The organism is Pseudophaeobacter sp. EL27, from assembly GCF_900313025.1.
Taxonomy (GTDB): domain Bacteria; phylum Pseudomonadota; class Alphaproteobacteria; order Rhodobacterales; family Rhodobacteraceae; genus Pseudophaeobacter.
Genome location: NZ_OMPQ01000009.1, coordinates 740,101 through 766,621, shown reverse-complemented (window position 1 = coordinate 766,621; position 26,521 = coordinate 740,101). Strand labels below are relative to the sequence as shown.

At 58.6% G+C, this 26,521-nt stretch carries 25 protein-coding genes; 15 read left to right on the top strand and 10 right to left on the bottom strand.

What is annotated here, in order from left to right:
- Positions 1–63: 63 nt before the first annotated feature.
- Positions 64–522: an NUDIX hydrolase gene (locus tag ED661_RS11350; RefSeq protein WP_122073984.1), complete on the bottom strand. Its 459-nt coding sequence runs from the start codon at positions 520–522 to the stop codon at positions 64–66.
- A 307-nt stretch (positions 523–829) separates the two neighbouring features.
- On the opposite strand from ED661_RS11350, the gene ED661_RS11345 reads away from it, so the two are divergent.
- Positions 830–1,579: an SDR family NAD(P)-dependent oxidoreductase gene (locus ED661_RS11345; protein ID WP_122074121.1), complete on the top strand. Its 750-nt coding sequence runs from the start codon at positions 830–832 to the stop codon at positions 1,577–1,579.
- 176 nt (positions 1,580–1,755) lie between these two features.
- Here the strand turns inward: ED661_RS11345 and hrpB are convergent, their stop codons facing one another.
- Complete coding sequence (gene hrpB, locus ED661_RS11340; RefSeq protein WP_122074120.1) at positions 1,756–4,230, bottom strand: ATP-dependent helicase HrpB; 2,475 nt, start codon at positions 4,228–4,230, stop codon at positions 1,756–1,758.
- Positions 4,231–4,406: 176 nt separating this feature from the next.
- Here hrpB and meaB point away from each other — a divergent pair, with 176 nt between their 5' ends.
- From meaB to ED661_RS11315, 5 genes are all read left to right on the top strand, one after another.
- Positions 4,407–5,387 carry a methylmalonyl Co-A mutase-associated GTPase MeaB gene (meaB, locus tag ED661_RS11335; protein WP_122073983.1) on the top strand — a complete coding sequence of 327 codons (981 nt, stop codon included), beginning with the start codon at positions 4,407–4,409 and terminating at the stop codon, positions 5,385–5,387.
- Positions 5,388–5,686: 299 nt separating this feature from the next.
- The gene (gene rpmB / locus ED661_RS11330; RefSeq protein WP_027241059.1) at positions 5,687–5,977 is read left to right on the top strand and encodes a 50S ribosomal protein L28; all 291 of its coding nucleotides are present in this window, start codon (positions 5,687–5,689) and stop codon (positions 5,975–5,977) included.
- Between the two features lie 120 nt (positions 5,978–6,097).
- Complete coding sequence (locus tag ED661_RS11325) at positions 6,098–6,448, top strand: hypothetical protein (protein WP_122073982.1); 351 nt, start codon at positions 6,098–6,100, stop codon at positions 6,446–6,448.
- 108 nt (positions 6,449–6,556) lie between these two features.
- On the top strand, positions 6,557–7,042 hold the full coding sequence (locus ED661_RS11320; protein WP_122073981.1) for a copper chaperone PCu(A)C: 486 nt from the start codon (positions 6,557–6,559) through the stop codon (positions 7,040–7,042).
- Positions 7,043–7,390: 348 nt separating this feature from the next.
- A complete protein-coding gene (locus tag ED661_RS11315) occupies positions 7,391–7,852 on the top strand; it encodes a low molecular weight protein-tyrosine-phosphatase (protein ID WP_371412437.1) in 462 nt (153 codons plus the stop codon).
- Positions 7,853–7,924: 72 nt separating this feature from the next.
- On the opposite strand, the gene ED661_RS11310 is transcribed toward ED661_RS11315, so the two are convergent.
- The 3 genes from ED661_RS11310 to ED661_RS22235 form a co-directional block, all read right to left on the bottom strand.
- A complete protein-coding gene (locus ED661_RS11310; protein WP_122073979.1) occupies positions 7,925–8,896 on the bottom strand; it encodes a LysR family transcriptional regulator in 972 nt (323 codons plus the stop codon).
- A gap of 254 nt (positions 8,897–9,150) precedes the next feature.
- Positions 9,151–9,492, bottom strand: a complete 342-nt coding sequence (locus tag ED661_RS11305; RefSeq protein WP_122073978.1) for a hypothetical protein — start codon at positions 9,490–9,492, stop codon at positions 9,151–9,153.
- Between the two features lie 302 nt (positions 9,493–9,794).
- Positions 9,795–11,339: a hypothetical protein gene (locus ED661_RS22235; RefSeq protein ID WP_254054816.1), complete on the bottom strand. Its 1,545-nt coding sequence runs from the start codon at positions 11,337–11,339 to the stop codon at positions 9,795–9,797.
- Between the two features lie 68 nt (positions 11,340–11,407).
- On the opposite strand from ED661_RS22235, the gene lepA reads away from it, so the two are divergent.
- From lepA to ED661_RS11265, 7 genes are all read left to right on the top strand, one after another.
- Positions 11,408–13,207 (top strand): translation elongation factor 4, encoded by a 1,800-nt coding sequence (lepA, locus tag ED661_RS11295; protein WP_122073977.1) that lies wholly within the window; start codon positions 11,408–11,410, stop codon positions 13,205–13,207.
- A 216-nt stretch (positions 13,208–13,423) separates the two neighbouring features.
- Positions 13,424–13,960, top strand: coding sequence for a hypothetical protein (locus ED661_RS11290; protein WP_122073976.1), 537 nt, complete (start codon positions 13,424–13,426; stop codon positions 13,958–13,960).
- Between the two features lie 385 nt (positions 13,961–14,345).
- Positions 14,346–14,660 carry a TraR/DksA family transcriptional regulator gene (locus tag ED661_RS11285; protein WP_122073975.1) on the top strand — a complete coding sequence of 105 codons (315 nt, stop codon included), beginning with the start codon at positions 14,346–14,348 and terminating at the stop codon, positions 14,658–14,660.
- Positions 14,661–14,753: 93 nt separating this feature from the next.
- Positions 14,754–15,263: an alkylphosphonate utilization protein gene (locus ED661_RS11280; RefSeq protein ID WP_122073974.1), complete on the top strand. Its 510-nt coding sequence runs from the start codon at positions 14,754–14,756 to the stop codon at positions 15,261–15,263.
- A 113-nt stretch (positions 15,264–15,376) separates the two neighbouring features.
- Positions 15,377–16,030, top strand: coding sequence for a protein-L-isoaspartate O-methyltransferase (locus tag ED661_RS11275; RefSeq protein ID WP_122073973.1), 654 nt, complete (start codon positions 15,377–15,379; stop codon positions 16,028–16,030).
- A 211-nt stretch (positions 16,031–16,241) separates the two neighbouring features.
- Positions 16,242–17,654 (top strand): TolC family outer membrane protein, encoded by a 1,413-nt coding sequence (locus ED661_RS11270; RefSeq protein ID WP_122073972.1) that lies wholly within the window; start codon positions 16,242–16,244, stop codon positions 17,652–17,654.
- A 133-nt stretch (positions 17,655–17,787) separates the two neighbouring features.
- Positions 17,788–18,930 carry a hypothetical protein gene (locus tag ED661_RS11265; RefSeq protein ID WP_122073971.1) on the top strand — a complete coding sequence of 381 codons (1,143 nt, stop codon included), beginning with the start codon at positions 17,788–17,790 and terminating at the stop codon, positions 18,928–18,930.
- Between the two features lie 205 nt (positions 18,931–19,135).
- Here the strand turns inward: ED661_RS11265 and ED661_RS11260 are convergent, their stop codons facing one another.
- Both ED661_RS11260 and ED661_RS11255 read right to left on the bottom strand, forming a co-directional pair.
- Positions 19,136–20,599, bottom strand: a complete 1,464-nt coding sequence (locus tag ED661_RS11260; protein ID WP_122073970.1) for a cobyric acid synthase — start codon at positions 20,597–20,599, stop codon at positions 19,136–19,138.
- Between the two features lie 270 nt (positions 20,600–20,869).
- Positions 20,870–21,187: a DUF6280 family protein gene (locus tag ED661_RS11255; RefSeq protein WP_009811619.1), complete on the bottom strand. Its 318-nt coding sequence runs from the start codon at positions 21,185–21,187 to the stop codon at positions 20,870–20,872.
- A gap of 218 nt (positions 21,188–21,405) precedes the next feature.
- Between ED661_RS11255 and efp the strand changes: the two genes are divergently transcribed.
- Positions 21,406–21,969, top strand: a complete 564-nt coding sequence (gene efp, locus ED661_RS11250; protein ID WP_009811620.1) for an elongation factor P — start codon at positions 21,406–21,408, stop codon at positions 21,967–21,969.
- Between the two features lie 153 nt (positions 21,970–22,122).
- On the opposite strand, the gene ED661_RS11245 is transcribed toward efp, so the two are convergent.
- Positions 22,123–22,686: a hypothetical protein gene (locus tag ED661_RS11245; protein ID WP_122073969.1), complete on the bottom strand. Its 564-nt coding sequence runs from the start codon at positions 22,684–22,686 to the stop codon at positions 22,123–22,125.
- 149 nt (positions 22,687–22,835) lie between these two features.
- On the bottom strand, positions 22,836–23,570 hold the full coding sequence (locus tag ED661_RS11240) for a folate-binding protein YgfZ (RefSeq protein ID WP_122073968.1): 735 nt from the start codon (positions 23,568–23,570) through the stop codon (positions 22,836–22,838).
- A 137-nt stretch (positions 23,571–23,707) separates the two neighbouring features.
- On the opposite strand from ED661_RS11240, the gene ED661_RS11235 reads away from it, so the two are divergent.
- On the top strand, positions 23,708–24,403 hold the full coding sequence (locus ED661_RS11235; RefSeq protein WP_122073967.1) for a TIGR04283 family arsenosugar biosynthesis glycosyltransferase: 696 nt from the start codon (positions 23,708–23,710) through the stop codon (positions 24,401–24,403).
- A 43-nt stretch (positions 24,404–24,446) separates the two neighbouring features.
- On the opposite strand, the gene ED661_RS11230 is transcribed toward ED661_RS11235, so the two are convergent.
- The gene (locus ED661_RS11230; RefSeq protein ID WP_122073966.1) at positions 24,447–26,306 is read right to left on the bottom strand and encodes an ABC transporter ATP-binding protein; all 1,860 of its coding nucleotides are present in this window, start codon (positions 26,304–26,306) and stop codon (positions 24,447–24,449) included.
- Positions 26,307–26,521 lie beyond the last annotated feature (215 nt).

The window sequence follows — 26,521 nt, the reverse complement described above, 5'->3', positions numbered from 1 at the left end:
CACGCACTAAGTGAGCCTGCATAATGAGGCAAGCGGGACTGTCATAAAATAGTCGTGTGAGTGTTACAATTGACGCAGGATATCTTGCAATTCAGGCTCGCGGACCATGTTTGCAGCCTCTTGAGCGGGGAACCATTTGCGCCGCCGCTGATGGGCCTCCGGGTAGCTGTCGGCCAGTTCGATATCACCAATGGTGTAAACAAAGGTCTGAACCGGAACCGGCAGCCCGGATTTCAGCTCTTTTTCGTAGCTGAAAGCACCAATAGGGTCGCCTTCAACGCGACCCTTTTGCACGCCTGCCTCTTCCCAGGCTTCCTGCAGCGCGGATTCACCGCCATCTTTGCCATTGATTGGCCAGCCCTTGGGGATGATCCAGCGACCGGTGCCACGGCTGGTGATCATCAACACCTCTTTGTTTCCGGTCGTGGTTCGGTGGCAAAGGGCTGCGACCTGAACCCGCTTGGGGCGAAACAGAATGGGCTTGATCATTTCTTCCCAAGCCTGGGCGATAATGTTGCTCATTGTGATTTGCCTTAACTGCATCATTTTTGACAGCCGCGCATTTGAACTGATGTTAGAAGCCGCTGCATTTTTCTTATTGCCCCTTAAAATAGGGGCTTGTGGATAAAGTGCAACCCTTCGGTCCCTCCTCTCGATCAAAAATGTACCACATTTGCATGTTTAAACTGCGTTTGCGCCGGCAAAGGGGGCATTTGCTATTTGTCGGTTGGGCACAACAGAAGGTTGGCCCTGGGGGCCAGACGCTATGTTGACTTTGCCAATGCGGGCGGGCTCAGTGACAAAACTTGGGTATTGAATGGGCAAACAGATGAAAGCAGCATTGATTACAGGCGCGGCACGTGGAATTGGCCTGGCCACGGCACGGGGACTGCAGGAGGCGGGCTGGCAGGTCGCGCTGATGGACCGGGACGGGCCAGAACTGGCTAAGGCAGCAACCCTGCTGCCGGAGGCTTTGCTGATTGAAGGGGATGTCTCCAAACCAGAAGATGTGGAGAAGGCCGTAACCGAAGTCACGGCGCGTTTTGGCCGCTTGGACGGGTTGGTCAATAACGCGGGTGTTGCAGATTTTGGCCCGATCCGGGAGACGACATTTGATCGCTGGCGCCGGGTGATGGAGACCAATCTCGATGGTCCCTTTCTCATGACCCAAGCATTTACCGATCTGTTGGCGGCAGAGGGTGGCGGTGCGGTGGTAAACATCACATCAATTTCTGGACTGCGCGCCAGCACGCTGCGTGTGGCCTATGGGACCTCCAAGGCGGCTTTGGCGCAGCTGACACTACAGCAGGCGGTGGAGCTGGGTGAGCTCGGCATCCGCGTCAACGGTGTCGCACCAGGGCCGGTGGCAACAAAATTGGCCATGGCGGTCCATAGCCCGGAGATCATCGCCGCCTATCACGACGCGCTGCCGCTGAACCGCTATGGAAGCGAGGGTGAAATAGCGGCAGCGATCAATTTCCTTCTGTCCGAGAAGGCAAGCTTTATCACCGGCCAGGTTCTGGCGGCAGATGGCGGTTTTGAAGCGACAGGAATTGGCCTGCCCGCCCTGCGTTCCTGAAAAAAGGTAAGTCTGGTTGAGATGAAGATGCGAGGCTCTGCCTCGCGCTCCGGGATATTTTGGCCAAATGAAAAGGCGGTTGTTTTCATTTGGCCAGAAATATCCTGGGGGTGAGCGCCTTAGGCGCGAGGGGGCAAAGCCCTCTCACTTTACTGCTTACTGCCTTGATCTCAGCGCTAACGGCGTTTTTTTGCCCGCAGTGTTGGATCTTCTTGTCTGGGATCTTCGGGCCAGGGGTGGCGGGGGTATTGCGCGCGCATGTCCTTGCGGACATCGGCGTAGGAACCTGACCAAAATCCCGGCAGATCTCGGGTGATCTGGATCGGACGCTGGGCCGGGGAGAGCAGGGTAATCTTGAGGGGGACACCGCCCACGCTTGGGTGGCGGGTGACACCAAACAGTTCTTGCAGACGGACCGAAATCTCGGGGGCTTCTGCGCTATAGGTGATTGGGATCTTACGCCCCAGCGGGGTGATGAAACTGCCCGGAGCTTCACGGTCGAGCACCTGCGTCTGTTCCCAACTGAGCGCGGCACGCAGAGCGGGGAGCAGATCAAATTGTTTCCAGGCGGCGGCAGTTTTGACCCCCCCAAGCATCGGTAAGAGCCAGTCTTCCAGCCGATCCAGAAGGCCATTGGGCGTAAAGTCGGGCAGGTCAATCCCATCGGCGCGCAACAGCTCTACGCGGGCCGCCAACCGCGCCGCCGCGCCGTCGAGGCGTAATCCTAGGTCACGCACCCCGTCGAGCATGGCCTCAGCCATCTGATCCTCAGGCGCGTCTTTCCACATGCGGTCGTCCAGGGTAATGGCGCCCAGGCATTCCTGTTGGCGGGCGACCACCCGACGGTCGCGTTTTGACCAGTGACACTTGTCCTGCCAGGCGATCTGATCCCCAAAGAGGTCGCGGATTTCGCTGAGGCTGATCTGGGTCGCCAGGCGCACGCGGGCCTCGCGGGGGTTGCCGTCGGTGTCCAGCGCTACGATGAAGGGGGCAGAGGCCAAAGGATCGCCGGGATCCAGCAGCACGCCTTTGCCACCTGAGAGCACATAGCGCGGCTGTTCGCCTTTGCGACGTTGGCCGATGCGGTCGGGATAGGCCAGCGCGGCCATGGCGGCGGGGGAGAGGCTGCTGCCTCCTTTGTGAGCGCTGCTCCCTTGTTTTTGCAATCGTCGTGTTTCGCTGCGGATGCGATCCACCACCGGATAGGAGAGCTGATAGGGACGTTTGCGCTGAAACCCCTTGGGATCCTTCAGGGCCTCTAGGCGCAGCGTAAGATCCGTCGGCGCACCGCGCAGCGGGTCACGTTCTGCCAGAAGTGCGGTCAGTTCGGCCGCTTTGGGACCCGCTGTCAGCAGCATATGTCCAAGGCGCGGGTGCAGGGGCAGTCTGGCAAGTGCCTTGCCATGTTCGGTCATCTGACCTCGTGCATCCAGTGCGCCCAGCATCTCAAGTAACTTACGGGCCTCCGCCATGGTGCCACTGGGGGGCGTGGTGAGAAAGGCCAGATCCTCTGCTCCAGCGCCCCAGAGCGCCAGTTCCAGTGCCAGACCTGTCAGATCTGCCGAGGCGATCTCTGGCGGGGGAAAGGCAGCCAATGCGCCTTCTTCGCCTTTGGTCCAGAGCCGATAGGCCGTGCCGGGGGCAACACGTCCGGCGCGCCCCTGCCGCTGGGTGGCCTCGGCACGGGTGACTTTTTCGGTCACCAGCCGCGACATGCCGGAGCCGGGATCAAACCGGGCGCGCCGCGCCTGGCCCATGTCGATCACCACGCGGATATCCTGAATAGTGAGAGAGGTTTCGGCAATTGAGGTGGCCAGAACCACCTTGCGCCCGGTGGCGGCGGGACGAATGGCGGCCTGCTGGTCCTTGAAGGGCAGGGCGCCAAACAGTGGCTGGATCAGGCAATCTCCGGGCAGGCGGTGTGAGAGGTTTTGCGCGGCACGGCGGATTTCGCCCTCGCCGGGCAGAAAGACCAGCAGGCCGCCGCCCATCTGTGCGCCCTTGGCGGTATCGCGGCTGTCCTTTTCTGCCTGCACCACCAGATCGCAGAGCGCATCCAAACGGCGTGCCTGTGGTCCGAGCGGGCGTTCCAGCCAGCGGGTCTCAACCGGGAAACTGCGCCCTTCGGAAGTCACAAGCGGCGCCTGCATCAGCGCAGCCACGGGGGCAGCATCCAGGGTGGCAGACATGGCCAGTAGGATCAGATCGTCCCGCAGGGCACCCGCCACCTCAAGGCAAAGCGCCAGGCCGAGGTCGGCATTGAGGGAACGTTCGTGAAATTCATCAAAGATCACCGCGCCGACGCCGGGCAGATCCGGGTCTGATTGCAGCATCCGGGTGAGGATGCCTTCGGTCACCACTTCGATGCGGGTTGATTTGCTGGTCTTGGCCTCGCCGCGAATGCGGTAGCCAACCGTCTGGCCTACTGGCTCACCCAGAGTTTCGGCCATGCGCTCGGCGGCGGCGCGGGCTGCAAGACGGCGGGGTTCCAGCATCACGATGCGTTGCGCGGTCAGACCGGCCCTGAGCATGGCGAGCGGCACCTTGGTGGTTTTGCCGGCACCGGGAGGCGCCTGTAGCACGGCGCGGCCGCCCTGTTGCAGGGCCGCAATCAGATCGGGCAGGGCGTCATCAATGGGCAGGCGTGGCATGGTGGGTTTTGTCATGGCTTGCTTATCGCCAAAGCGCGGGTCAGCGTCCAGTGCTCTCCCTTAGAGGGGAGGGAGGACCAGTTGCCCCCTGCGGCAGCTTCGCACTGGACAATGGCTTGCGGGCTGCGTCAATTAGGCGGGAAAATTTGCGAGCTGTTCAAGACTGGAGACCGGGCATGAAGACCGCCGAGCTGAGTGAGAAAATCCTAAGCGGGGATCGCCGTGCGTTGGCGCGGGCTATCACTCTGGTCGAAAGTGGCCGCGAGGATCACCGGGCGGCAGCGACGGAGCTGTTGGAACAATTGGCCAAATCCGGTCGCCAAGCCCTGCGTATTGGTTTGTCGGGAACACCCGGCGTGGGGAAATCCACCTTTATTGAGAGCTTTGGCATGATGCTGGTGGCTCAAGGCCTGCGGGTGGCGGTTTTGGCGGTGGATCCGAGCTCGGCCCGGACTGGCGGATCCATTCTGGGGGATAAAACCCGGATGGAGCAGCTGAGCCGTCAAAAAGGGGCCTTTATCCGTCCTTCACCCAGTCAGACCAATCTGGGCGGGGTGGCGCGGCGCACTCGCGAGGCGGTGTCGCTATGCGAGGCGGCAGGATTTGATGTGGTGCTGATTGAAACCGTTGGTGTGGGCCAGTCTGAAACCGTCGTGGCACAGATGTCGGATTTGTTCTTGCTGTTGCTGGCGCCCGCGGGCGGGGATGAATTGCAGGGGGTGAAGCGCGGCATCATGGAAATGGCGGATATCATCCTGGTCAATAAGGCCGATGGTGATCTGAAATCCGCAGCCATGCGTACCTGTGCCGATTACTCTGGCGCACTGCGGTTGCTGCGCAAGCGCCCGCAGGATCCGACGGGGTATCCCAAGGCGCAGACAGTCTCGGCGCTGCAGGAGGCCGGGTTGGACACAGCCTGGGAAGACATGAAGACCTTGATGGAGTGGCGTCGCGAGAAGGGCCACTGGAGTGGTACCCGGGCAGAGCAGGCGCGATATTGGTTTGGCGAAGACGTGCGTCAGGCCCTGTTGGCTCGGCTGAAGACCACCTGGGCGCAGGACCGCATGGAGGCACTGTCGGATCAGGTGGCCAGCGGAGAGGTGTCGCCAACTGCAGCCGCGCAGGAGATGCTGAAAGGGCTTGGTGTTGCGGGTTAAGGGCCTATAGGCGGCAAGCCAGCATCAAGAGGGACTAGCCATGAGAAGCACTGGCCAAGTCGATGAGAAAGGCCTATAGAGCTTGTGAAATTCAAAGGTTGGAACGCGCCTGAGACATTTCCCTGAGCCATTTCCTGGGTGCTGCTACAAAACCCCAGCATTTGGCTTGACCCTTGGGGCGATTCCTCCTAAACGCATCCAACCAGTTTTCGGGCGTTGCCTCTTGGCCGCGCCCTTTGAGATTTGCAGACGATTCGGGGGGATCCTCGGGTGCTGCCCCAGATACGAAGGATGAACCTATGTCGCGCCGTTGCGAACTGACCGGAAAAGGCCCGATGACTGGCAACAATGTCAGCCATGCTAAAAACAGAACTCGTCGTCGGTTTTTGCCAAACCTGAACGATGTTACCCTGCAGTCCGAGACTCTGGGTCGTGGCATCAAGCTGAAAATCTCAGCTGCTGCTCTGCGCACTGTTGATCACCGCGGTGGCCTGGACGCCTTCCTGGCAAAAGCCAAGGACGATGAGTTGTCCACAAGCGCACTGAAAGTGAAAAAAGAGATCGCCAAGGCACAGTCCGCCGAAGCTTGATCTTTGATCACATGAGAATTTGAAGCGCCGTGCATCTTAGGGATGCGCGGCGTTTTGCCGTTATAGACGCATCTCATTTACAACTTGCAGCCTTAGCGTTGCAAAGGCATATGATTTGCCATGGCTCGATTCCTGCGGATATCTCTGGCTCTGATGCTGGCTTTGGTGGTGACCCTGACGGGGCATGCGTCGGCCAGTGCCAAGGGCAGCCGGGATGCTGCGGGGCAGATGGTGATCTGCGCGGCTAGCGGTCCGGTTGCCATCTATGTCGATGAGGATGGTCAGCCGACCCAGGCGCCGCATTATTGCCCGGACTGTGTGATGCATCTGCTGGATGCGGTCTCTGGCCCACAGGACCTGCTGCTGCGCTCCTATGGGGGGCAGGCTTTTGATCGTCTCGGCATGCAGGTTCAGGCAGGCCATCTGATGCAGGTTGAGGCGACCGCACGGGCCCCGCCCAAAACCGCCTGATATCCCTATCTGACGACAGATCTGTTCTGCCAAAAGCCCGAGCTGGCTGATGGTTGACGATTTTACGATTACCCAAACCTACTCAAAACCAGAGAAAGGGGAGACAAAATGTCCCTGAAATCCGTATTGTTTGCGGCGGTTGCCGCTGTGTCTTTTGCTGGTGCCGCCACTGCTGAAGGCGCCAAAATCATGGTGCATGACCAATATGCCCGCGTGTCCACAAAAATGTCCTCCAGCGGGGCCGCCTTCATGGAAATCATGAATATGGGCGCTGAGGCAGATCAGCTGGTCGAGGCGCGCTCTGATGTGGCCAAACGTGTTGAGCTGCATACCCATATGGAAAGCGGCGACGGTGTGATGCAGATGGTGCATGTGGAAGAGGGTTTTCCCATTCCTGCTGAGGGGAGCTACATGCTGCAGCGTGGTGGTGCCCATGTGATGTTCATGGGGTTGAACCAGGAGCTGAAACATGGCGACGTAGTGCCTGTGACCCTTGTGTTCAAAAACGCTGGAGAGGTCAGCATCGAGATCCCCGTTGATCTGGAGCGCAAGCCCGGCCATGGCGGCCATGGCCATATGAAACAGACCAACTAAGCTGGTGTGACAGAAAGCGGAGGGGCGGGCGCGGCGTCAGGCTGCGCTGCAGCCCTCCTTCGCGCCCAAAGCCCGCCCTGGTGGCGGGCTTTTTGCTGCACCGTTGCGATCGTCTTTTATCCGCCCTGGCTCAATCTGGTAAGACGCCCAAAGCCCCCCTAGGTTGCAAAAGAGACCAGGCCCGCATTCGGTGGAATTGCCTGCCCTGGTAAGAGTAGAAATTTCACCGTGCTTCGCCAGCGTTTAGGTGTACCCTTTATGCTGACAAGATCCTCAGGAGGAGAATATATGTCGCAGCGTTTGCAGGCCAGTTCACGGATCAATTTACAAACCAGTGATGCCGAAGGGGTGACTCCTAACCCCTGTCCCATTCTGTTTGTCTGCTTAGGCAATATTTGCCGCTCTCCGGCTGCGGAAGGGGTGTTGCGAATGCTCGAACCATCCCTCAGTTGCGATAGCGCTGGGACTGCCAGCTACCATGTGGGGGAGCCACCCTATGGGGCGATGCAGGGGGCGTTAAAACGCCGTGGTATTGATGTGTCGGATCTGCGGGCACGCCAGTTTAGCGCCGCAGATTTTGGCAGTTTTGGCCTGATCCTGGCGATGGATCAAAGCAATTTGCAGGCTATTGAGGCGCTGCGACCAGCAGGCAATCAGGTGCCAGTTAGCTTGTTTACCGATTTTGCGCCCGAGGCTGGGATGGACCATGTGCCAGATCCCTACTACACGCGGGATTTTGAGGGATGTCTTGATCTGCTTGAACAGGCCGCTTCAGGTCTGAAACGCGCCTTGAACGACGCAGTAAGCTAGCAGAAACGACCGTTATCTACTCTCGGGCCTAGCGGGCGGATCGCAAGCTGGGCAGGCGCCGGTCTGCAGGCGTTAGCTCAAATCGTCGAGCAATTGGAAGTCCTGTGCCAGCCAGGGGAGCCGGACAATCGCAGGATCTACCATCTGACGTTTGATCAGGCCCTGGGTGGTTTGAGCTACAGTGCGGGGCAGCTGGTCGGCCCAGTCGCTGCTGGCAAAGAGCGATATCTGGCGTGCCGCAGTGCCAAAGGGCAGGGGAAAGGCCTCGATCTCGTCATGGAAGCGGGTGGCGCGCATATAGCCCAGCGGGGTCGTCACCGCCCAGCCGATATTGCGGGCAACCATGGCCATGAGCGCCAGATGTGAGCCCACTTCAAAACGGTTTTCAAACGTGACTTGCTGCTCTGTGATCTGGGCTTCGATCTGCTGCGAGATCAGCTGATCTGAAGCATAGCGTAGAAACGGCAGCTGGTTGAGTTGGCCAAGCGGGGCTTTGGGATTGGTTATGAAGCCCTTGGGGGCAACAAGAATAAAGGGATCCCGGACCAGCGGGAACTCGATCAACCCCTCCTGTGGCTCGCCTGTTGTGGCGGTCACGGCGAGGTGGATTTCATCCGCTTCAATGGCGCGCAGGATGTCATGACTGGAAGCGGTGATCATCTTGAACCGGCACTCAGTGAGGCTTTCGGCCAGGGCGGTCACCAGCCGTGGCGTCAGGTCGTTGTCAAAATCATCAATCAATCCGATGGAGAGCGCCGGCAGGTGGCTGAGGTCCATCATCGACAGTTCGTTCTGGGCCAGACGTAGCTCTGACAGGACCGCCTGGGTGCGGGCAAGGAAATTGCGCCCGGCAGAGGTGGGCACCATGGGGCGACGACCGTGATCAACCAGATCGGTTCCCAGCGCCTTTTCAAGGTTTCGCAACTGCTGGCTGACGGCAGGCTGGCTCAGCCCGGTCACTTCGGCCGTCTGCGCAACGGATCCGGTCTTGGCCAGGGTTTCAAAAACCTCCAGCCCCCGAAGGGTAACCCCCTTGATCAACATGCCGAACTCCAAAAAACTATTACTTCAGCGTAGTTTCCCCGTGACTTGCTGCCGGGTCAAGGGTGCCAATCGGGCTGCCGTTCCCCCTAAAGTGGTACGAGGGGAAGTTGCGCCATAAATGTTGGCGCAGGCCATAACTGGGCAGGGGCATGCTGGCCGGATGGTGCGGAAATTTTGTTTTGTAAAATCTATAATGCTGCGGGCACCGGTTGAACGTTGGCGGAGCCTGAACAAAAGAGAGGAGAGGGCTGGCGTTATCCGCAGGTCTTGGCGGCAGTGTCGCCAAAGAGCTTGTAACGCTCCCAAAGCTGTTCATCGCGGTAGTTGCTGGACTGGCGGGTGACCTGGGCCTGATGTGGATCGCCAAACCATTTGGACACGGTTTTGCGCTCAGAGGAGGTCAGCTGCACATTGGCCACCCTCTGGATGCAGCGGCACAGCGAGGGGCTGGCTGCAGAGCGATCAGAGCTGCGGCAGGCGCGCTCAATCGCACCGGCCTGAGCGGGCTGCACCAGCACAATCTGCGCGGTAAAGACCTGAGCCGTCAAAAGAGCACAAAGCCCCGCAGAGCGCAGGGAGGTGGGCAGCAATGTCATCAGATGTCCCTCGTGGTTAGGCCCGGATCGCGTGCCCGGATTTGGGGGAATATGACGAAGAGCGCGGGGAGTTTCAATCGTGGTTAAAATCCATTTACAAATGCGCAGGATTTTGCCGGGTTTTTGCTGATCTGGGAAATGATGGGAGCTACGTCTAACCTTGGGAAGGTGCAGCGCTATACTCGCGGAAGTGGGGGTGACCAACAGATCCCTGGACCGGCGGCACCGCCGGTCAGCGCCCGACCCTCCCCACGGGAGGGCGCTTTCGCACCCACCCAGGGTCAGGCGCTAACCTTTGAGTTTCAGAGGACGCCTAGTATTTTGAGGCCAACCTTGACGAGAGCGAATACTATTCCTCCAATTCCACCCGTAACAGAAATGGCAAGCCCCGCGAGGCGGACCGATTTCACGATGCCGCTGTCAAAAGTCTTGGCGCCTTTTTGCGCTAGGTCTTTCCCATTCTGGATAAGCAAAGCCATCTTCGAAATGCGACTGAAGATCCGTGTTGTTGTATCCGCGCCGGGCAGGGGTGGTGCCCCATCGGGGAGGGGCAGGAGGGTGTCATTGATCAGTTCGGGGATGTCCGTTCCAAAGTCATCCGCCAGTTCTGGCTCACTGATTTGCTCCAAAACCGGAAGCGCCTGTTGGAGAAGGTCTTTGTCCTCGGGTGTGAGGGCGTGGATAGCCTGCTGCGCCAGTTGTTCACGGTTTTTGGCCACTTCGGGATGGTTGGCGCGAATGCCGCGCACGCCTTCCTCGACCGCATTCAGCAGGGCGAGGTTGTCTTCATTGTCGGGCAGCTCTCGCGTGTCATGCAACTGATTGCGCAGGCTGCCTGCAACGCGGGTCAGGGTGAGTTCCGCATTCTGCGGGTCGTCTTTGTATTTGGTCAGAACCCGGTTGAGCTTTTTTGCCGATCCAGAGTGTTCCGCCAGCCCGTTGTGGCCACCCAGGCAATCCTCCAGCGCATCTTCGATCTGTGACAAAAGGGCAGAGAGTGTGGTGGGGTTTTCCACCGAGATCGGAATGGCTCGGAACTTTCCGGTGTCGGGGTTGGCCTCAATGCGCTCTGCCAGTGGCAGTTTTTCAGCGAGCATTTCCGCCTGAATACGCTCGATTTCTTTGGCAACCGCCTCGGGGCCTGCTTCCCAGACAATCTCTTGAATTTTGGAAATAGTTCGCAAGTTCGAAAAGTCTATACGCTGACCTGCAAGCCTTGCAGCATATTGTGACTTCCAGAAATTCCACGCAGGACCGTTTAGGTGAAGTTCATTCTCAAAGTGAACGATATCGAATTTGTGTGTGGGGTCTTGCTGTGATGTCGCTTCTTGTGAGGGATAAAGCGGATCCATTGATATCCCTCCGGATTCGGTAGCGAGTTTTTCGCCGTCTGCCAAAGTGTATGTATTCACCCATTGTTCCGGAGCTGCGGTTCTTTGAAGGTAATGGAGTGCTAAACCTCTACTTTTTTCTATCGTGTATGGATCGACCAGATCAATTGCACCTTTAAGAGCCAATAGCGTTTGAGATGAAAAATGATCTGCCCCTTGGCGAAATCCACTAAGTGAGTCTCGTATCTGGGTTACGGTCATTTGGTCTAAGGCCTGACTGTCCCAAAACAAGGCTTCAGCAGCCACTAAGGTTCGAAAGCATGAGAGAATGTACTTGGCCTCAAAGTTGGGAAATAGAACAGGTTGGCCTTGCGGTGTGTCTGAACCAGGAAAACTGGGACTGACAAGGAACAAGCTTCTCCAAGCATGCCTGATAAGAAGTTGTTGTGCGTCCTCAAGGGTGAGTTCGTCCAACAAATCTTCAAGTGCTATTTCATATTGTGCGAAAGTCATCATGAGCAATCTCTGTTGTCGAGGCATGCACCCCATTGACCAAACCCTAGAATCTATACATATCCCCATGCATGACTGATCTGGCCAAAATCCGCAATTTCTCCATCGTCGCCCATATCGACCATGGCAAATCCACCCTCGCTGACCGGCTCATCCAGGAGACCGGCACGGTGGAGGACCGTGATATGAAGGCGCAGCTCCTGGACTCGATGGATATCGAGCGCGAGCGCGGCATCACCATCAAGGCCAATACAGTGCGTATTGATTACAAGGCCGATGACGGCGAGGCTTATGTGCTCAACCTCATCGACACCCCCGGCCACGTTGACTTTGCCTATGAGGTCTCTCGCTCGATGCGCGCGGTTGAAGGCTCCTTGCTGGTGGTCGACAGCACCCAGGGGGTCGAGGCGCAGACATTGGCCAATGTCTATCACGCCATGGAGGCCGACCACGAGATCGTGCCGGTGCTGAACAAGATTGACTTGCCGGCCTCGGATTGTGACCGGGTGGCGGAGCAGATCGAAGATGTGATCGGCATCGAGGCCACCGGCGCCATTCAGGTCTCGGCCAAAACCGGCCAGGGCATCCATGAGACGCTGGAAAGCATCGTCAAGGATCTGCCTGCCCCAACCGGCACCAGCGATGCGCCCTTGAAGGCGATGCTGGTGGACAGCTGGTATGACGCCTATCTGGGCGTGATTGTTCTGGTGCGGATCATGGACGGGGTGCTGAAAAAGGGCGAGCGGATCAAGATGCTCTCCAATGGCTCGACCCACCATGTGGATCGCATCGGTGTGTTCCGCCCCGAGATGGAAGTGATTGAGGAGCTGGGCCCCGGTGAGATCGGCTTCCTGACCGCCTCGATCAAGCAGGTGCGTGACACCCGCGTGGGCGATACCATCACCCATGAGAAAAAGGGCACCGAAGAGGTGCTGCCGGGCTTTAAGCCAGCACAGCCCGTGGTGTTCTGTGGGCTGTTCCCGGTTGATAGCTCCGAGTTCGAAGATCTGCGCGATGCCATCGACAAGCTGGCGCTGAACGATGCCTCCTTTAGCTTTGAGATGGAGACCTCTGCGGCGCTGGGCTTTGGCTTCCGCTGTGGCTTCCTGGGGCTCCTGCACCTCGAGGTGATCCGGGACCGGGTGGAGCGCGAATACAATATCGAGCTGATCACCACGGCGCCGAGCGTGGTTTATCACGTCTATATGCGGGACGAGACCATGATCGAGCTGCACAACCCGGCCGATATGCCTGATCTGACCCATGTGGATCATCTGGAAGAACCGCGCATCAAGGCGACCATTCTGGTGCCGGATGAGTATCTGGGCGATGTGCTGAAGCTGTGCCAGGACCGGCGCGGTATCCAGTCCGATCTGACCTATGCCGGCAGCCGTGCTATGGCGGTTTATGACCTGCCGCTCAATGAGGTGGTATTTGATTTCTACGACCGGCTGAAATCCGTGACCAAGGGATATGCCTCCTTTGACTACCAGATGACCGGCTATCAAACCGACAATCTGGTCAAGATGTCGGTCTTGGTCAATGATGAGCCGGTGGATGCGCTGTCGATGATGGTGCACCGCGACCGTGCCGAGGCCCGTGGCCGTGCCATGGTGGAGAAGCTGAAAGACCTGATCCCGCGCCATATGTTCAAGATCCCGATCCAGGCGGCCATTGGCGGCAAGGTTATCGCCCGTGAGACACTCTCGGCGATGCGCAAGGATGTGACGGCCAAATGTTATGGCGGCGACGCAACCCGGAAGAAGAAACTGCTGGAGAAGCAGAAGAAGGGTAAGAAAAAGATGCGTCAGTTCGGCAAGGTCGACATCCCGCAGGAGGCGTTTATCTCAGCCCTCAAGATGGATAGCTAAGGCTGTTCAGTTTGAAGGGAAAGTGAGAGAGACAAAGATAGATTTCAAGACGGGGCTTCGGTCCCGTTTTTTGTGGGCATGTCTGCAAATCGTATTGGCGGCAATGCGGACTTTGTTGCAGTCCATACCGGGTGTCTCAATGTCCGCTTTCGTAATTCAGTTAGAAGTTGTTTATTGGTACTCACTGTGACAATCTGAGGGCGTTGAGATAAGGCTATGATCAAATGGGGCAAATTTCTTTTTAGAAAGCTAGGGACAGCAAACTCTTCAACCGACACTGTGCAAGACAGCGATCTGCTAGAGCAGTTTGAGGTCTTTCTCGCTGACCGGATGACAAAGTTTTATCCCGACGTCAGAGACGCATTCGCAGCGCTGCTGGACGCTGACTTTTCCGAAAGCATAAAAGGGCTTCACATCGAGGTTTTTCTTGATGACCCTGCTTTTTCTTTTCAGCTTTTTAGCCAAGGGAAAAACGATGTTTGGGCAGATCAACCTGAACCAGTTAGGGAACTTAACGAGACCATAGATCGCCTTTGGCCAATCATGACAGACGACGAACTAGATCAATATACGATCTGGGAAGATGATCCAAAGTGGGGGCGCCAAGTGGCCTTGGAGCAACCGCTCGACAAGCTAAACGTTCCTAGAATTGTCTTTCCTTGGTTCAAGAAGATTGTGTCAGAAACCAGAGGGGATTTCTCACATCCCATCACGGCGTCGGTTCACGACATAACCTCGCCGGAAGAGCTTTGATCAAATCAACCAATTGCCGACGTCTGTGGGCTGTGCAGCATCCTTAAAGATTGGGCTCGAAGCGGACCAACACGGTTTGCAGACATGGCCTTTTTTGTTGCACGCTTTTCAGCGTCTAGTCGGCGGTACACCGGTCAGCGCTCGGCAAGAGGGGGCGCTCGGCCTTCGCTTTGATGTGGCGCCATTCTTGGGTCGCAGGCCTCCATTCTGCTCTTAACTTGCCTAAAGTTTGGGCTGTGAGGTTAAGTATTGCGCATTTCGCAGGCGTCTGGCGTTAAGCCTGCGCAACACTCCCCAGATCCCGCGAGTTCTTTGACTTCGGTCAATGCTCTAAGCTTGCCCTTGGGTAAGGTAATGTAAAGCCACTGATTTGGGAGGATTACGCATGGACTTTGCAGCACGAAGACAAACGCTTGAGGCACGTAGAATTGCTTTGGCTGGGCATTTGCTTGAGGTCGAGCACGCCTTGGATGCGCCGATGCCAAAAGACTGGGAAGACCGCTCTTCAGAGCGCCAGGGGGACGAGGTGCTGGAAACGCTTGGCCTGCATGAGATGGAGGAGCTGCGCCAGATTGATGCAGCTTTGGCGCGACTGGTTGAGGGTTCTTACGGCTATTGTCAGATCTGCGGCGATGAAATTGCCGCAAAGCGCTTGGATTTGCTCCCTGCGACCCCCTTTTGCAGCGGCTGTGCCTCCTGAGGCTAGACCCGGGCTGGGGCAGTGCCCTTGGGTGGCTTTTCATCCTGAGGCGAAGGCGATAAGGCGAGAGGGTCTTTTCCAGGAGGGTTTCCCATGACTTGTGCCTTGTGTTCAGCTGAGGCTGCGACCCGGTTTTTTGGTGTTTCCGGCGGGCCCGATGAGGCCGGAGCGCAGATCTGCGATACCTGTCAAACACAGATTGAAGGCGAGCTGGAGCCTGGTCACTGGCGCTGCCTGGCCTCCTCCATGTGGTCTGAAGAGCCTGCGGTGCAGGTTCTGGCGGCGCGCATCCTTGCCCGGCTGGCGGAGCAGGACTGGGCACGCGATCTGGCCGATCAGCTTTGGCTGGACGAGGAAACCCGGGCCTGGGCTGACAATCAGATCTCAGGTGGCGGCCATGTCGACAGCAACGGCGCGGCGTTGGCTGCTGGGGACAATGTGGTGCTGATCAAGGATCTGCCGGTCAAGGGTGCCGGGTTTACTGCCAAACGGGGTACCGCAGTGCGCGGCATATCGCTGGTGCAGGACAATCCGGAACATATCGAGGGCCGTGTTGAGGGGCAGCGCATCGTGATTTTGACCAAATTTGTCAAAAAGAAATAGATGCTGTGGCAACATCCTTCGCAATTCGCCTATCTGTCGCTCAAGGGCCGTTGCCGAGTGTGAAGCGATATGGCACAACTCAGTCAAACAGACTGAACAAAAGAGTTTAGCATATGACCGACTTTGCCGAACGTCGCCGCTTGATGGTTGACACACAGGTTCGTCCTTCGGACGTGACCAAATATCCGATCATCGAGGCCCTGCTGTCTGTTGCACGCGAGGATTTTGTCCCCGTTGCACAGCGTGAAGGTGCCTATGCTGATCGCAATATGGATCTCGGTGGGCAGCGCACCCTGATCGAGGCGCGCACCCTGGCAAAAATGCTGGATGCGCTGGACATTCAACGCGATGAGCTGGTGCTCGATGTGGGCTGCGGTTTGGGCTATTCCACCGCGGTTGCCGCGCAGATGGCCGAAATGGTGATCGGCGTCGAAGAAGATGAGATCATGTCTGCTGACGCGCAGTCGCAGCTTTCCGAGGCTGGCGCGGACAATGCGATTGTCCATGTTGGTCCGCTCACCGAAGGCGCAGCTGAACATGGCCCCTATGATGTCATCATGGTACAGGGCGGAGTTGAGGATCTACCAGAGTCCCTGCTGGCGCAGCTCAAGGACGGTGGCCGGATTGCGGTGATTTTCATGACGGGCTCCCTGGGCGAAGTGAAGGTCGGCTATAAGCAGGGTGACCAAATCTCCTGGCGCTTTGAATTTAATGCGGGCGCCCAAGTCATGCCCGGATTTGAACGGGCTGCTGCCTTTTCTCTGTGAGGTCAGACCCGCGCTGGCGGGTCTGTCGCAACCGACCATTGCCTGACCTGAGACCAATCAGGCAGGCAAATTTACCTTGCGACCTTTGCCCGGACCAATGGGGGGAGATGACGCAGGGAAAAGCAAGACTGACGACCCCTGCAGCATGTATGGGTTGAGCCAAAACCAAAACTTCCGCGGCTGGCGGCGCGGACAACGAATAGGGCGACCGATGTTGAAGAAGAATTCGGCAAGTTTGTTGAAAACGTTTGTATTTGCAGGCTCTGTAGCGCTTGCATTTGCGCTGCCAAAATCCGCGAGTGCGGACAACCTGTCTGACGCGCTGATTGGCGCCTATAAATCCAGCGGCTTGCTGGAACAGAACCGGGCTTTGCTGCGGGTTCAGGATGAAAATGTAGCTTTGGCTGTTGCGGGGCTGCGACCCATCATCAATTGGGTAACGACTGCAACAGCAAGCAATGGGGGGTCCGCGCGCGGTAGTGCTGGAAACACCTCAACCAGCTTGACCTCAGGGGTCGAACTTTCCTTGCTCCTGTTTGATGGTGGGGCAACTCGTAAGAGACAGCTTTCGGCGCAACAAGCTGTTCTGGCAACGCGCCAGAGCCTCTTGAATTTTGAACAGGATGTGTTGTTTGGGGCCGTGCAGGCCTATGTAAACGTGTTGTTGCAGCAGGATACAGTCCGTCTGCAAAGCAACAACCTGCGCTTGCTGCAGGAAGAATTGAAGGCCTCGCAGGATCGCTTTGAAGTGGGCGAGGTCACCCGCACGGATGTCGCGCTGGCCCAGAGCCGCCTGGCCTCGGCACGGGCAAACCTTATCGAAAGCCGGGGCAACCTGCTGGAGGCAAAAGCCTCATATGTGCAGGCTGTCGGGAGCCCCATCGGAGTTGTGGCTGGGCAACCCCCGCTTCCCAAGCGTGCCGCTTCATTGCAAGCTGCTGCGGCCATTGCGGCGCGCAATCATCCGAGCCTCCTAGCTCAGCAACATTCTGTTAAATCAGCAGAGCATTTGGTTGAGGCTGCGCGAAAAGGGCTGGGGCCTCAGGTGAACCTGAGTGCGGGCGTAACGGGTACACTTGGGGGAATCAATTCTAAGGATTTTCACAGCTCCAATGCCTCTGTGAGACTTACTCAGCCGATCTATTCTGGTGGTTCGCTTGCTTCCGCTTTGCGGACAAGCATTGCTAATGTCGATGCGGCCAAAGGGGTTTTGCTCAGCACCCAGAGGGCGGTGACCCAATCTGTTGCCGCGGCTTATGTCACGCACGAGGCGGCGAGTGCCAGTCTCGTGTCTTCAAATGAGAGCGTACGGGCGGCGCAGGTGGCCTTTGATGGTATCCGCGAAGAGGCCACATTGGGGGCCCGGACCACACTGGATGTGTTGCAGGCGGAACAGGATCTTCTGGATGCGTTGACGGCGCGGGTGCAGTCACGGGCCAATCAGGCCACGGCGGCCTATTCCTTGCTGCAGGCACAGGGGCTTTTGACCGCTGAACACCTTGGCCTTGCGGTCGAGATCTATGACCCAACCCTCTATTACAATCTGGTCAAGGATGCGCCAGCGCAGGTCAGCCGCCAGAGCCGGGATCTTGACCGGGTGTTGCGGGCTCTGGGGAAGAACTAGAACGGGCTGGAAACAAGACCCAGAGGTTCCCGGCGGAAACAATGCCGGGAAAAAACTAAAAGTGTCTCTAAATGTTGTGCGATTGCGGCGGGAGAGCTACACTCGTCGCAAAGGCTAGAGTGGTTCAAATACTATGTCCGATCCTGTAACGCAGGCCGAAATCGAAGATGTCCTGTCCTCCATCCGCCGTTTGGTGAGTGAGGACGGGCGCTCAGCGCCGCGCCCGGTTTCTGCGCAACGCGCAGAGGCACAGCGAGACGCAGGGGAAGCCGCCTCGCTGGATCTGGCAAAGCCCACATCGCGCCTGGTTCTGACCCCCGCATTGCGCGTGGCCGATGAGGTCTCGGACAGGGCACAGGATGATGCGGAGCAGCCGGAGGTCATCGCCACGATGGACAGCGATGCGGCTTTGGGTGCGGCGGAGCCCGCAGAGAGTGCATCGCAGGCCGAGAGCCATATGGATATCGAGGTTGCTCCAGAATTGGATCCTGCCGAAGTTTTGGCCTTCCGCCCGCATGATTCCGTCGAAGATCAGACCGTCGTCGATAGCTACACGGATGCCGAGCCGCAGGCTGACCTTGAGCCTTCGGAGGCCCTGGAGGAACCAATCACCGATGCCGAGGAGCAGCTCGATACCGCGCCGTGGCGTGATCCAGAGGCAACGCTGTTTGGCGCCGTAGAGCCTTCGGTGGAGGCTCTGGTGGAGGCTCCAGAAGAGGAGACATCACAGTCTTCGCCGCAGCTGGACGAGAGGGTTGCCGAGCAGAACTGGGATGAGGTTGAGCCGGAGGTGGATCAGCCTGTTGAGCTGGACGGCAGTCAGCGGGTCTCGGCGGTGGTGCAGAAGATTGCTGAGCTGGAGGCCAAGGTGGCGCGTTCAAGCGGGCAGTGGGAGCCGGACGGTCAATCCACTGATCCCTATGCGGGGACCAATATTGAAACCCTGGAATGGCAAGATCACATTGATGAAGACGGCGAAGCCGAGCGCGAAGAGGAGCTGACGTCACGTGTCCCGGACGGATCTGAGGGCGGGTCTGAAGCTGGTTTTGACTCGGGCACTCTGGCCGAGGAGGCCGTGACCGACGCCGCTTTGGATGCTCTGGACGCAGGCAACGGTGAGGAAAGCTATCTCGATGAAGAGAGCCTGCGCGAGCTGGTTGCCGAAATTGTGCGCAGTGAGTTGCAGGGGGCCCTGGGCGAGAGAATCACCCGCAATGTGCGCAAGCTGGTCCGGCGTGAGATCCAACGTGCCCTTGCCGCTCAGGACCTGGTCTGACCTGGTCTGACCTGGCTGATCCCAGTGCCTGGGGTGACTTTCACGAGAACAAGCGGGGGCTCCCGCCCAAAAAGGCTCTCCTGAAGGAGGGCCTTTTTCCTTGGGCCCGGCGCCGCGCTGACGCGCGGCGCGGCTCATTTCCCGGCACCTGCAGTGGTGAAGACAGATGTCGCTGCTTTTGGCAACGCGGCCTACCGCCAAGAGGTTAAGGGCCGGCAGGAACTGGCGCGGCGAGGGCCAGGAGCTGATCCAGATCCATGTGTCGTTCCAGATGGTCTGCCAGGGCGTCCAGCGTATCTTCAACACTGTCTTCATACTGGGTGGAGCTGTCATAGCCGAGCCTTGAGAGATACTGCGCCCGAAACCTATCGGCGCTGAACAGCCCGTGTAGATAAGAGCCCAGCACCCGCCCATCTGCGGAGGCGGCTCCCTCGACGCGATCTGCGATCTGTAACCAGCCGCCTTTGCAATCCTGCCCTGTTGTGCGCCCCATGTGGATTTCATAGCCGCGCACAGGCAGACCGCCTTCCAGGCTGGTGGCCTCGGTCAGGGTGACGCGTTTCTCCTGCGACATCACTGTATGCACGTCGAGCAGCCCCAGCCCGGCAACCTTACCAGCGGCCCCTTCAACGCCCTGGGGGTCGTCGATGGTCTTGCCCAGCATCTGATAGCCGCCACAAAGCCCCAGCACGTGGCCGCCGCGACGGTGATGGGCCAGAATGTCGATGTCCCACCCCTGGGCGCGCAGATAGGCGAGGTCGCCAATGGTGGACTTGCTGCCCGGTATCAACACGAGATCGGCATCCCCCGGCAGGGCCCGCCCGGGCGGCACAATTTCCACAGTGACTTCTGGTTCGGCGGCCAGCGGGTCCAGGTCGTCAAAATTGGCCATGCGCTCCAGCTGGGGCACAACCACTTTACAGGCGCCACCTTTGCGGGAGGCGATATCCATCATATCCTCGGCGGGGAGCTTCCAGGCTTCCCAAAACCATGGGATAACCCCTAGCGAGGGCCAGCCGGTGCGTTGAGCGATGTCATCTCGCCCAGCGTCAAACAGGCTGATATCGCCGCGAAAGCGGTTCACAGCAAAGCCAACGATACGGTCCAGATCTGTGCTCTCAAGCACGGCTTTGGTGCCGACAATCTGGGCAATGACACCACCGCGATGAATATCGCCCACCAGCACAACAGGGGCCTGCACCGCGCAGGCAAAGCCCATATTGGCGATATCACCTTTGCGCAGGTTGGTTTCTGCCGGGGAGCCCGCCCCCTCAATCAGTACAAGGTCAACGCCAGCGGCGAGACGGTGATAGCTGTCCAGTGCCGCCTCCATCAGCCCGGTTTTGTCGCGCATGAAGGATCCGGCCGCCTGGGTGCCGCGTCGTTTGCCCTGAACGATGACCTGAGCTCCGGTGTCGGTTTCGGGTTTGAGCAGCACCGGGTTCATGTCCACATGTGGCGCCAACCCGGCGGCTCGCGCCTGTAGCGCCTGGGCGCGGCCGATCTCGCCCCCTTCGGGGGTAACGGCAGCATTGTTGGACATGTTCTGGGATTTGAAGGGGGCCACCTTTAACCCACGACGCACAAAGGCGCGTGCCAACCCAGCCACCAGCAGAGATTTCCCGACATTGCTGCCGGTGCCCTGGATCATCAGTGCGCGTGCCGTCATGGCTCTCTCCTCATCTGGCTGGCCTGAACAGGCGGGGTCTTCCCTGTCTGATTGCCGATTGCTGCGACAAGGAAAAGAGTTTTCTTGGTCAAGATAAAGAATTTAAGGAGCGGGGGACGGGAAAATTCGCCCTTGGCGGAGCCGTGAGCGACAGGTTTGCGTGATGGCTGTGGGTAAGCGGGCTGCGTATAAAAGAAAAACGCGCCCCCCAGGACGCGCTTTTCTTTAGATCAGTGATCATCTTGTTTGGCCTTTTGGCCTTGGTCAGCTTCAGGCGGCTTCGGCCTGGGCTGCGTTGCGGCGTTCGCTCTCTTCGCGCGACAGGGCAACAGAGGTGCGCACACCCCGACCAACAAAATCCATCAGCCCACCGACAACCCGCTCATTGGGGTCAATGCCGGCACAGCTCAGCACTTCGCGCCCATCGCGCGAACGTGCCCAGCGGGCAATCTGTTCGGGGCCGTTGCCATATTTTTTATCATCGGCAATGGCATCATCCAATGCGGCCAGTACAACAGCAGCAAAGAGCTTGCGCGCTCGGTTGCCCTGTTCATTATTGTACGCAGTGCCGTCAACGAAATCTCGCATCCCGTTTCCTCTATTGTTCTTGCTATTGCAATTCTCGGCGTGGCGTTCCTTATGACGGAACTGTGACGATTCGGATAGCCTGTATATGCATAGCTTTCATGCAAAAATTGCATGGCTTAAGCGGCGCATCTACGAGATATCGTTGTCTTGCCAGCCGGGACCACGACAGATATAGGGTCGCTTAATATATCATCAACCTTCCCAGATGGATTTTTCAGATGCCCAAGATCAATGGTAACGAGATCCGCCCCGGCAATGTTCTGGAGCACAACGACGGTCTTTGGGCCGCAGTCAAGGTCGATCACGTAAAGCCCGGTAAAGGTGGTGCTTTTGCCCAGGTGGAAATGCGCAACCTGCGCAATGGTTCCAAACTGAACGAACGCTTCCGCAGCGCCGACAAGGTTGAGCGCGTGCGTCTGGAGCAAAAAGACCAGCAGTTTCTCTATGAGAGCGACGGCATGCTGGTGTTCATGGATACCGAAACCTACGAGCAGATCGAACTTCCTGCCGAGCTTCTGGGGGATCGTCGCCCCTTCTTGCAGGATGGGATGACAATTGTCGTAGAATTCTACGAAGAAGAGGCGTTGAACGCCACTGTGCCCCAGAAAGTGATCTGCAAGATCGTCGAGACCGAACCGGTGGTTAAGGGCCAGACGGCAGCAAATTCGTTCAAGCCTGCGATCCTGGACAATGGCGTAAAGGTCATGGTGCCCCCCTTTGTGGGCCAGGATGAAATGATCGTGGTCAATACTGATACCATGGACTATTCCGAACGCGCCTAAATCAGGCTATCGACTTAAAGAAAAGCCTTCGCAGATCGTTACAGTCTGCGAGGGCTTTTCTTTTGAAGAGGTCTGCATGGGGTGCCAGCGAAACCGGTGAGCGCCTTTCATTCGTGTCTGACCTGTTCAGGACGAGCATTGAAGGCTGCTGTGCTACTGACTCGGAGACGGCAGCTCGATGCTGAATCCACATTCGTCCATCATCTTGCCATAGGCGGCAGTAAATCCGCTAAGCGATGCCTGCATGATCGGGTGCCCAGGGCCATAGGGCTGTACCGTTCGGATGTCGATGCTCTGGCCTGCCTTCATCCACAGCAGCATATTGACCGTGTCCTGCCAGCGCGGCGCTACTTTGGCGTGGGCAAACCCTTCGGCATCAAAATAGCCATTGGCGATGCCATAAAACGCAGCCTGCTGATCAAAGACAAAGCCTACAGCCTGGCCATTTTGCACAAGGGTTGCATGGCCGCGAATGGCAGATTCGTGCAGGGTTGGCTTTGGGTAGTCATTCGGAGGGCCCGCGTCCAGGTCATAGACCGACAGGCTGAGCGAGGGGCTACCATCGCCGCCGGTAAGGGCGGTACAGGTATGGCTAGTGTGCTCGCTGGTCTCCTGCACCTCAACAAAGACCCGCCAGTCGCCGAATTCCCAATACTGTGCCGTGGCAGGCAGGGCAGGCAGGAGGGTCAGGGCAAGAGCAAGGCTGGAACGGTGCATGGGATCTCCGGAGGGGTAATTCGCTTGGGTTCATTCTCGCCTTCGCTGGGAAGGAGAAAATCTGAGTTTGGCACAGCATTCCCTATAAGGTTGCAACAAACTGATAATGCGCTGATGAATTCAGTAGGGCAGCCTGAGGTTTGATCCCACTAAGGTTTCCAGTGCAACTTTGCCTCGCCCGCTGTCATCTCGCCCTTGGCGCGATCAAAGCGCAGATATGCAATCGCCTGCCCCTTGGACTGGGTGAAGACCGTGCCGACGGTTTTGCCACCGGCGGTAATGTCGCTGCCAACAGGGGCGGAGCCGCTGATTTCGACCACACGCAATCCCTTGCGCAGCTCGGTTTTGTGCTTCATGCGGGCGGTGACCTCCTGGCCGACATAGCAGCCTTTGCGGAAATCCACCCCGTTCAGATCCTCGAACCCGGATTCCAGAATATAGCTGTCGGGGCCCAGTTCGATGCCACTCCGGGGGATGCAATGGGCGACATACAGGGCCTCCCAGTCGCTGGCATCCTCGCCAGCCTCCGCGCCGATCAACCGCCAGCCCAGATCCGCATGGCGTGGGTCCGCCAGTGCGCCCGCTGGGGCCGGGCCAGTGCCGCGCTGTACCTGCAAATCTGTTGCGGTGATCTCGACCTTGGCGCGCAAACGGTACATTGTCAGGCGCTTTATCAAGGCCTCTGCCTGATCGCCATCAGCATCCAGCAGCACATCATCGCCATCGGCTGCCAGAAAGAAATCAGCCAGGTATTTGCCCTGCGGTGTCAGTAAGGCGGCATAGACCAGACCCTGATCGATCTTGTTGATGTCGCTGGTGATCAGCCCCTGCAGGAAATCGCGGGCATCTGCCCCGGATAGGCGAAGGATCTTGCGCGCGCGCATGGCGAGTTCTCCAAAGCGGCCCGGGCCATTTGGCTGCGGGCGGTGGTGGTGTTCTGGGCGGGCGAGGTCGCAGAGGCGTGGCCAAGCCCATTCCTAGTGATATAGGAATGAGGCAAGAGTTGAACCAGGAAAACACCATGGCCGCGCCGATTACTGTTGTGATACCAACCCTGAATGCCGCTGCTGAGCTGCCGGGCAGTCTGGGGGCGCTGATGGAGGGGCTGTCTGAGGGTCTGATCCGGGAGGTGGTGATCAGCGATGGCGGCTCGACGGATACGACGCCGGATCTGGCTGAGGAGGCCGGAGCGGAGCTGGTCACAGGCGCGGCGTCACGTGGAGGTCAGCTGCGCCGGGGCTGTGCTGCCGCACGCGGCGAATGGATTCTGGTGCTGCATGCCGACACGCAGCTGGCGCCGGGATGGGCCTCGGTGGTAGCCGCGCATATTCAGGAAGGGCAAGGCACGACTGGCCAGGGCAGCCCCGCCTATTTTCAGTTGAAATTCCGCGCCAAGGGAGTGGCGGCGACCCTGGTGGCAGGCTGGGCCAATCTGCGGGCGCGGGTCTTTGGGCTGCCCTATGGCGATCAGGGGCTGCTCATGCCACGTGCCACCTATCTGGCGGCGGGTGAGTACCCCGACCAGCCTTTGATGGAAGATGTGGCCTTGGTGCGCCGTCTCAAAACGCTGACGCCATTGCCGGTCACAGCCCTGACCAGCGCAGCACGATATCAACGCGATGGCTGGTTGCGCCGGGGGGCAGGCAATCTATGGACCTTGCTGCGCTATTTTCTTGGGGCGGAGCCGCAAGAACTGGCGCGAGAGTATCACAAATAGCCCCGGCCAGTGCCAGTGCCCGTGTCAGCAAGGCTGCGCCGGGTTATCCCAGGAGCCGGGTCACCAGACGCCGAAACCAGCCTGAAGGGGCAGTTTGTTCCGCCGCGAGACGGGCCGGAATTTGCGCTGCAATGCCCTTGGGGTCCAGCAGGGTTTTGCCATCCTGAAACTGCAACCGATAGAGATCAGCATAGATGCCGCCACGGGCAATGAGCTCTTCATGGGTGCCCTGATCCGCCACCTGACCCCGTTCCATCACGATGATCTTATCGGCATTGCGCACGGTGGACAGGCGGTGGGCGATCACCAGGGTGGTGCGCCCGCCTGCAAGACTGTCGAGCGCTTGCTGCACCACCTTTTCTGACTGCGCATCCAGCGCTGAGGTGGCCTCATCCAGCAACAGCACCGGCGTATCGCGCAACAGTGCACGGGCAATCACCACCCGTTGGCGTTGCCCGCCCGACAGCGCCGAGCCGCGTGGTCCCACAAGTGTCTCCAGCCCATCGGGCAGTTTTCCAAGAAAGTCAGCGACATGAGAATCCTCAAGCGCTTTGGCCAAAGCCTCGTCGCTGACGTCCTCGCGGCCCAGAACAATGTTTTCACGCAGGGTCTCGTCAAACAGTAGCCCCTCTTGGGTCACGACAGAGAACAGCCCGCGTAGATCCTCGGTGGCCAGATCCGTAACGCTGGTGTCATTGACCTGCACCGCGCCGGACTGTGGGTCCACCATGCGGGTTAGCAGGTTGAAGATGGTGGATTTGCCAGCACCAGAAGCCCCGACCAGAGCGGTTGTCTTGCCTGCTTCGGCCTCCAGTGTCAGGTCGCGCAGGATTGCCGCCTCACCATAGTTCAGATTGACATCCCGCAGGTGAATACCGGGCAGGCCCTTGGGGGCGGGTTTGGGCTCTGCGGGCGAGGTCAGCAGGATCGGCGCGTCCATCAGCGCCTTGATCCGTTCCAGCGCGGCAGCAGCGGCCTGCCAGATGCCTGAGATATTGGCAAGGCGGCGCATCGGTTCAAAGGAGAGGCCGATCGAGGTGAAGAAACTCATGAACTGGCCCACGGATTTTTCGCCGGCAATGATTTCCGAACCGCCATAGAGCAGCACCGCCATAAAGCCGACACCAGCCATGATATCGGTCATGCCGGAAATCGCCGAGGTGCCAAAGGCGGATTTCACCTCGGCCTTCACAAAACCATCCGTGTGTTTGGAAAACCGACCCAGCTGGTAGTCTTCCAGGTTATTTAGTTTGATGGGCACAATGCCATGGAAGATTTCATCCAAGCGGGTCGCCAGGGTGGCGCCCAGGTCGCGGGCCTCGGAGGCCCTGCGGCGGACGTATTTCTGCAGTAAAGAGATCGGCAGCAGCAGGCCGGGAACGCCGATGAGCAGGATTGCGGTCCAGCGCCAATCAATGCTGATGGCGACGCTCAGTACGGCGACCAGGGCCACTACATCGCGGCCGGCGCCAGTGATCATCGCCTGCCAGACGGCATTGATTGAACCAACGTCGCTCTGCACCCGTTGCAGCAACAGGCCGGGGGCATGGGTTTGATGAAAGGCGGGGTCCTGACGGATCAGCCGCGCCAGCATGTCCTTGCGCAGCCGCGCCGCAGAACTTTGCGAGACCTTGCTCAGCAGAACTTTCTGGGTGACGCTGGATATCCCGCGCATCGCGAAGATCGCCAGAAAGGCCAGGCTGACCCAGAACAGGGCATTGGTATTGCCCGCCACAAAGACCAGATCAAACATCGGCTGCATCATGTAGCCAAGCGCCCCCATGGTGGCACCCTCGACGAGCATAAAGAGAACCGCTACGCCCAACAGCCCCATGTATTGACGCAGATAGCCACGCCACAGCCAGCCTAGCAACTCGCGGGAAGACTTGTGTTCAGTGCTCATGATGGGATTGCCCGGCTGGAGAGCGTCGTAACTCGATTGTCATCTGGCGCCTTCTCGTGACTTGATCGCGTCATTTAAGCAGCTCAGGGCCGGGGTGCAAGCGTTCTGCGCCTCCTCTTGGCGGGCGTGACCCCGGCGTTGAGAGGCTGTGCCGGGCTGCGGGCGCGTCTTTTCCGCAATTGACCTCACCAGAACGCAGGCTAGGGTTGCGGCAG

Excerpts from the sequence above, each read along its gene's own strand:
- meaB (WP_122073983.1), top strand. The coding sequence starts at position 4,407 with ATGAAGACCGCCGAGCTGAGTGAGAAAATCCTAAGCGGGGATCGCCGT.
- ED661_RS11275 (WP_122073973.1), top strand. The coding sequence starts at position 15,377 with ATGACCGACTTTGCCGAACGTCGCCGCTTGATGGTTGACACACAGGTT.
- ED661_RS11305 (WP_122073978.1), bottom strand. The coding sequence starts at position 9,492 with ATGACATTGCTGCCCACCTCCCTGCGCTCTGCGGGGCTTTGTGCTCTT.
- ED661_RS11285 (WP_122073975.1), top strand. The coding sequence starts at position 14,346 with ATGGACTTTGCAGCACGAAGACAAACGCTTGAGGCACGTAGAATTGCT.
- ED661_RS11240 (WP_122073968.1), bottom strand. The coding sequence starts at position 23,570 with ATGCGCGCGCGCAAGATCCTTCGCCTATCCGGGGCAGATGCCCGCGAT.
- ED661_RS11350 (WP_122073984.1), bottom strand. The coding sequence starts at position 522 with ATGAGCAACATTATCGCCCAGGCTTGGGAAGAAATGATCAAGCCCATT.
- hrpB (WP_122074120.1), bottom strand. The coding sequence starts at position 4,230 with ATGCCACGCCTGCCCATTGATGACGCCCTGCCCGATCTGATTGCGGCC.
- ED661_RS22235 (WP_254054816.1), bottom strand. The coding sequence starts at position 11,339 with ATGATGACTTTCGCACAATATGAAATAGCACTTGAAGATTTGTTGGAC.
- ED661_RS11280 (WP_122073974.1), top strand. The coding sequence starts at position 14,754 with ATGACTTGTGCCTTGTGTTCAGCTGAGGCTGCGACCCGGTTTTTTGGT.
- ED661_RS11345 (WP_122074121.1), top strand. The coding sequence starts at position 830 with ATGAAAGCAGCATTGATTACAGGCGCGGCACGTGGAATTGGCCTGGCC.
- ED661_RS11320 (WP_122073981.1), top strand. The coding sequence starts at position 6,557 with ATGTCCCTGAAATCCGTATTGTTTGCGGCGGTTGCCGCTGTGTCTTTT.
- ED661_RS11255 (WP_009811619.1), bottom strand. The coding sequence starts at position 21,187 with ATGCGAGATTTCGTTGACGGCACTGCGTACAATAATGAACAGGGCAAC.
- ED661_RS11260 (WP_122073970.1), bottom strand. The coding sequence starts at position 20,599 with ATGACGGCACGCGCACTGATGATCCAGGGCACCGGCAGCAATGTCGGG.
- lepA (WP_122073977.1), top strand. The coding sequence starts at position 11,408 with ATGACTGATCTGGCCAAAATCCGCAATTTCTCCATCGTCGCCCATATC.
- ED661_RS11245 (WP_122073969.1), bottom strand. The coding sequence starts at position 22,686 with ATGCACCGTTCCAGCCTTGCTCTTGCCCTGACCCTCCTGCCTGCCCTG.
- ED661_RS11265 (WP_122073971.1), top strand. The coding sequence starts at position 17,788 with ATGTCCGATCCTGTAACGCAGGCCGAAATCGAAGATGTCCTGTCCTCC.
- ED661_RS11235 (WP_122073967.1), top strand. The coding sequence starts at position 23,708 with ATGGCCGCGCCGATTACTGTTGTGATACCAACCCTGAATGCCGCTGCT.
- rpmB (WP_027241059.1), top strand. The coding sequence starts at position 5,687 with ATGTCGCGCCGTTGCGAACTGACCGGAAAAGGCCCGATGACTGGCAAC.
- ED661_RS11310 (WP_122073979.1), bottom strand. The coding sequence starts at position 8,896 with ATGTTGATCAAGGGGGTTACCCTTCGGGGGCTGGAGGTTTTTGAAACC.
- ED661_RS11230 (WP_122073966.1), bottom strand. The coding sequence starts at position 26,306 with ATGAGCACTGAACACAAGTCTTCCCGCGAGTTGCTAGGCTGGCTGTGG.
- ED661_RS11325 (WP_122073982.1), top strand. The coding sequence starts at position 6,098 with ATGGCTCGATTCCTGCGGATATCTCTGGCTCTGATGCTGGCTTTGGTG.
- efp (WP_009811620.1), top strand. The coding sequence starts at position 21,406 with ATGCCCAAGATCAATGGTAACGAGATCCGCCCCGGCAATGTTCTGGAG.
- ED661_RS11290 (WP_122073976.1), top strand. The coding sequence starts at position 13,424 with ATGATCAAATGGGGCAAATTTCTTTTTAGAAAGCTAGGGACAGCAAAC.
- ED661_RS11270 (WP_122073972.1), top strand. The coding sequence starts at position 16,242 with ATGTTGAAGAAGAATTCGGCAAGTTTGTTGAAAACGTTTGTATTTGCA.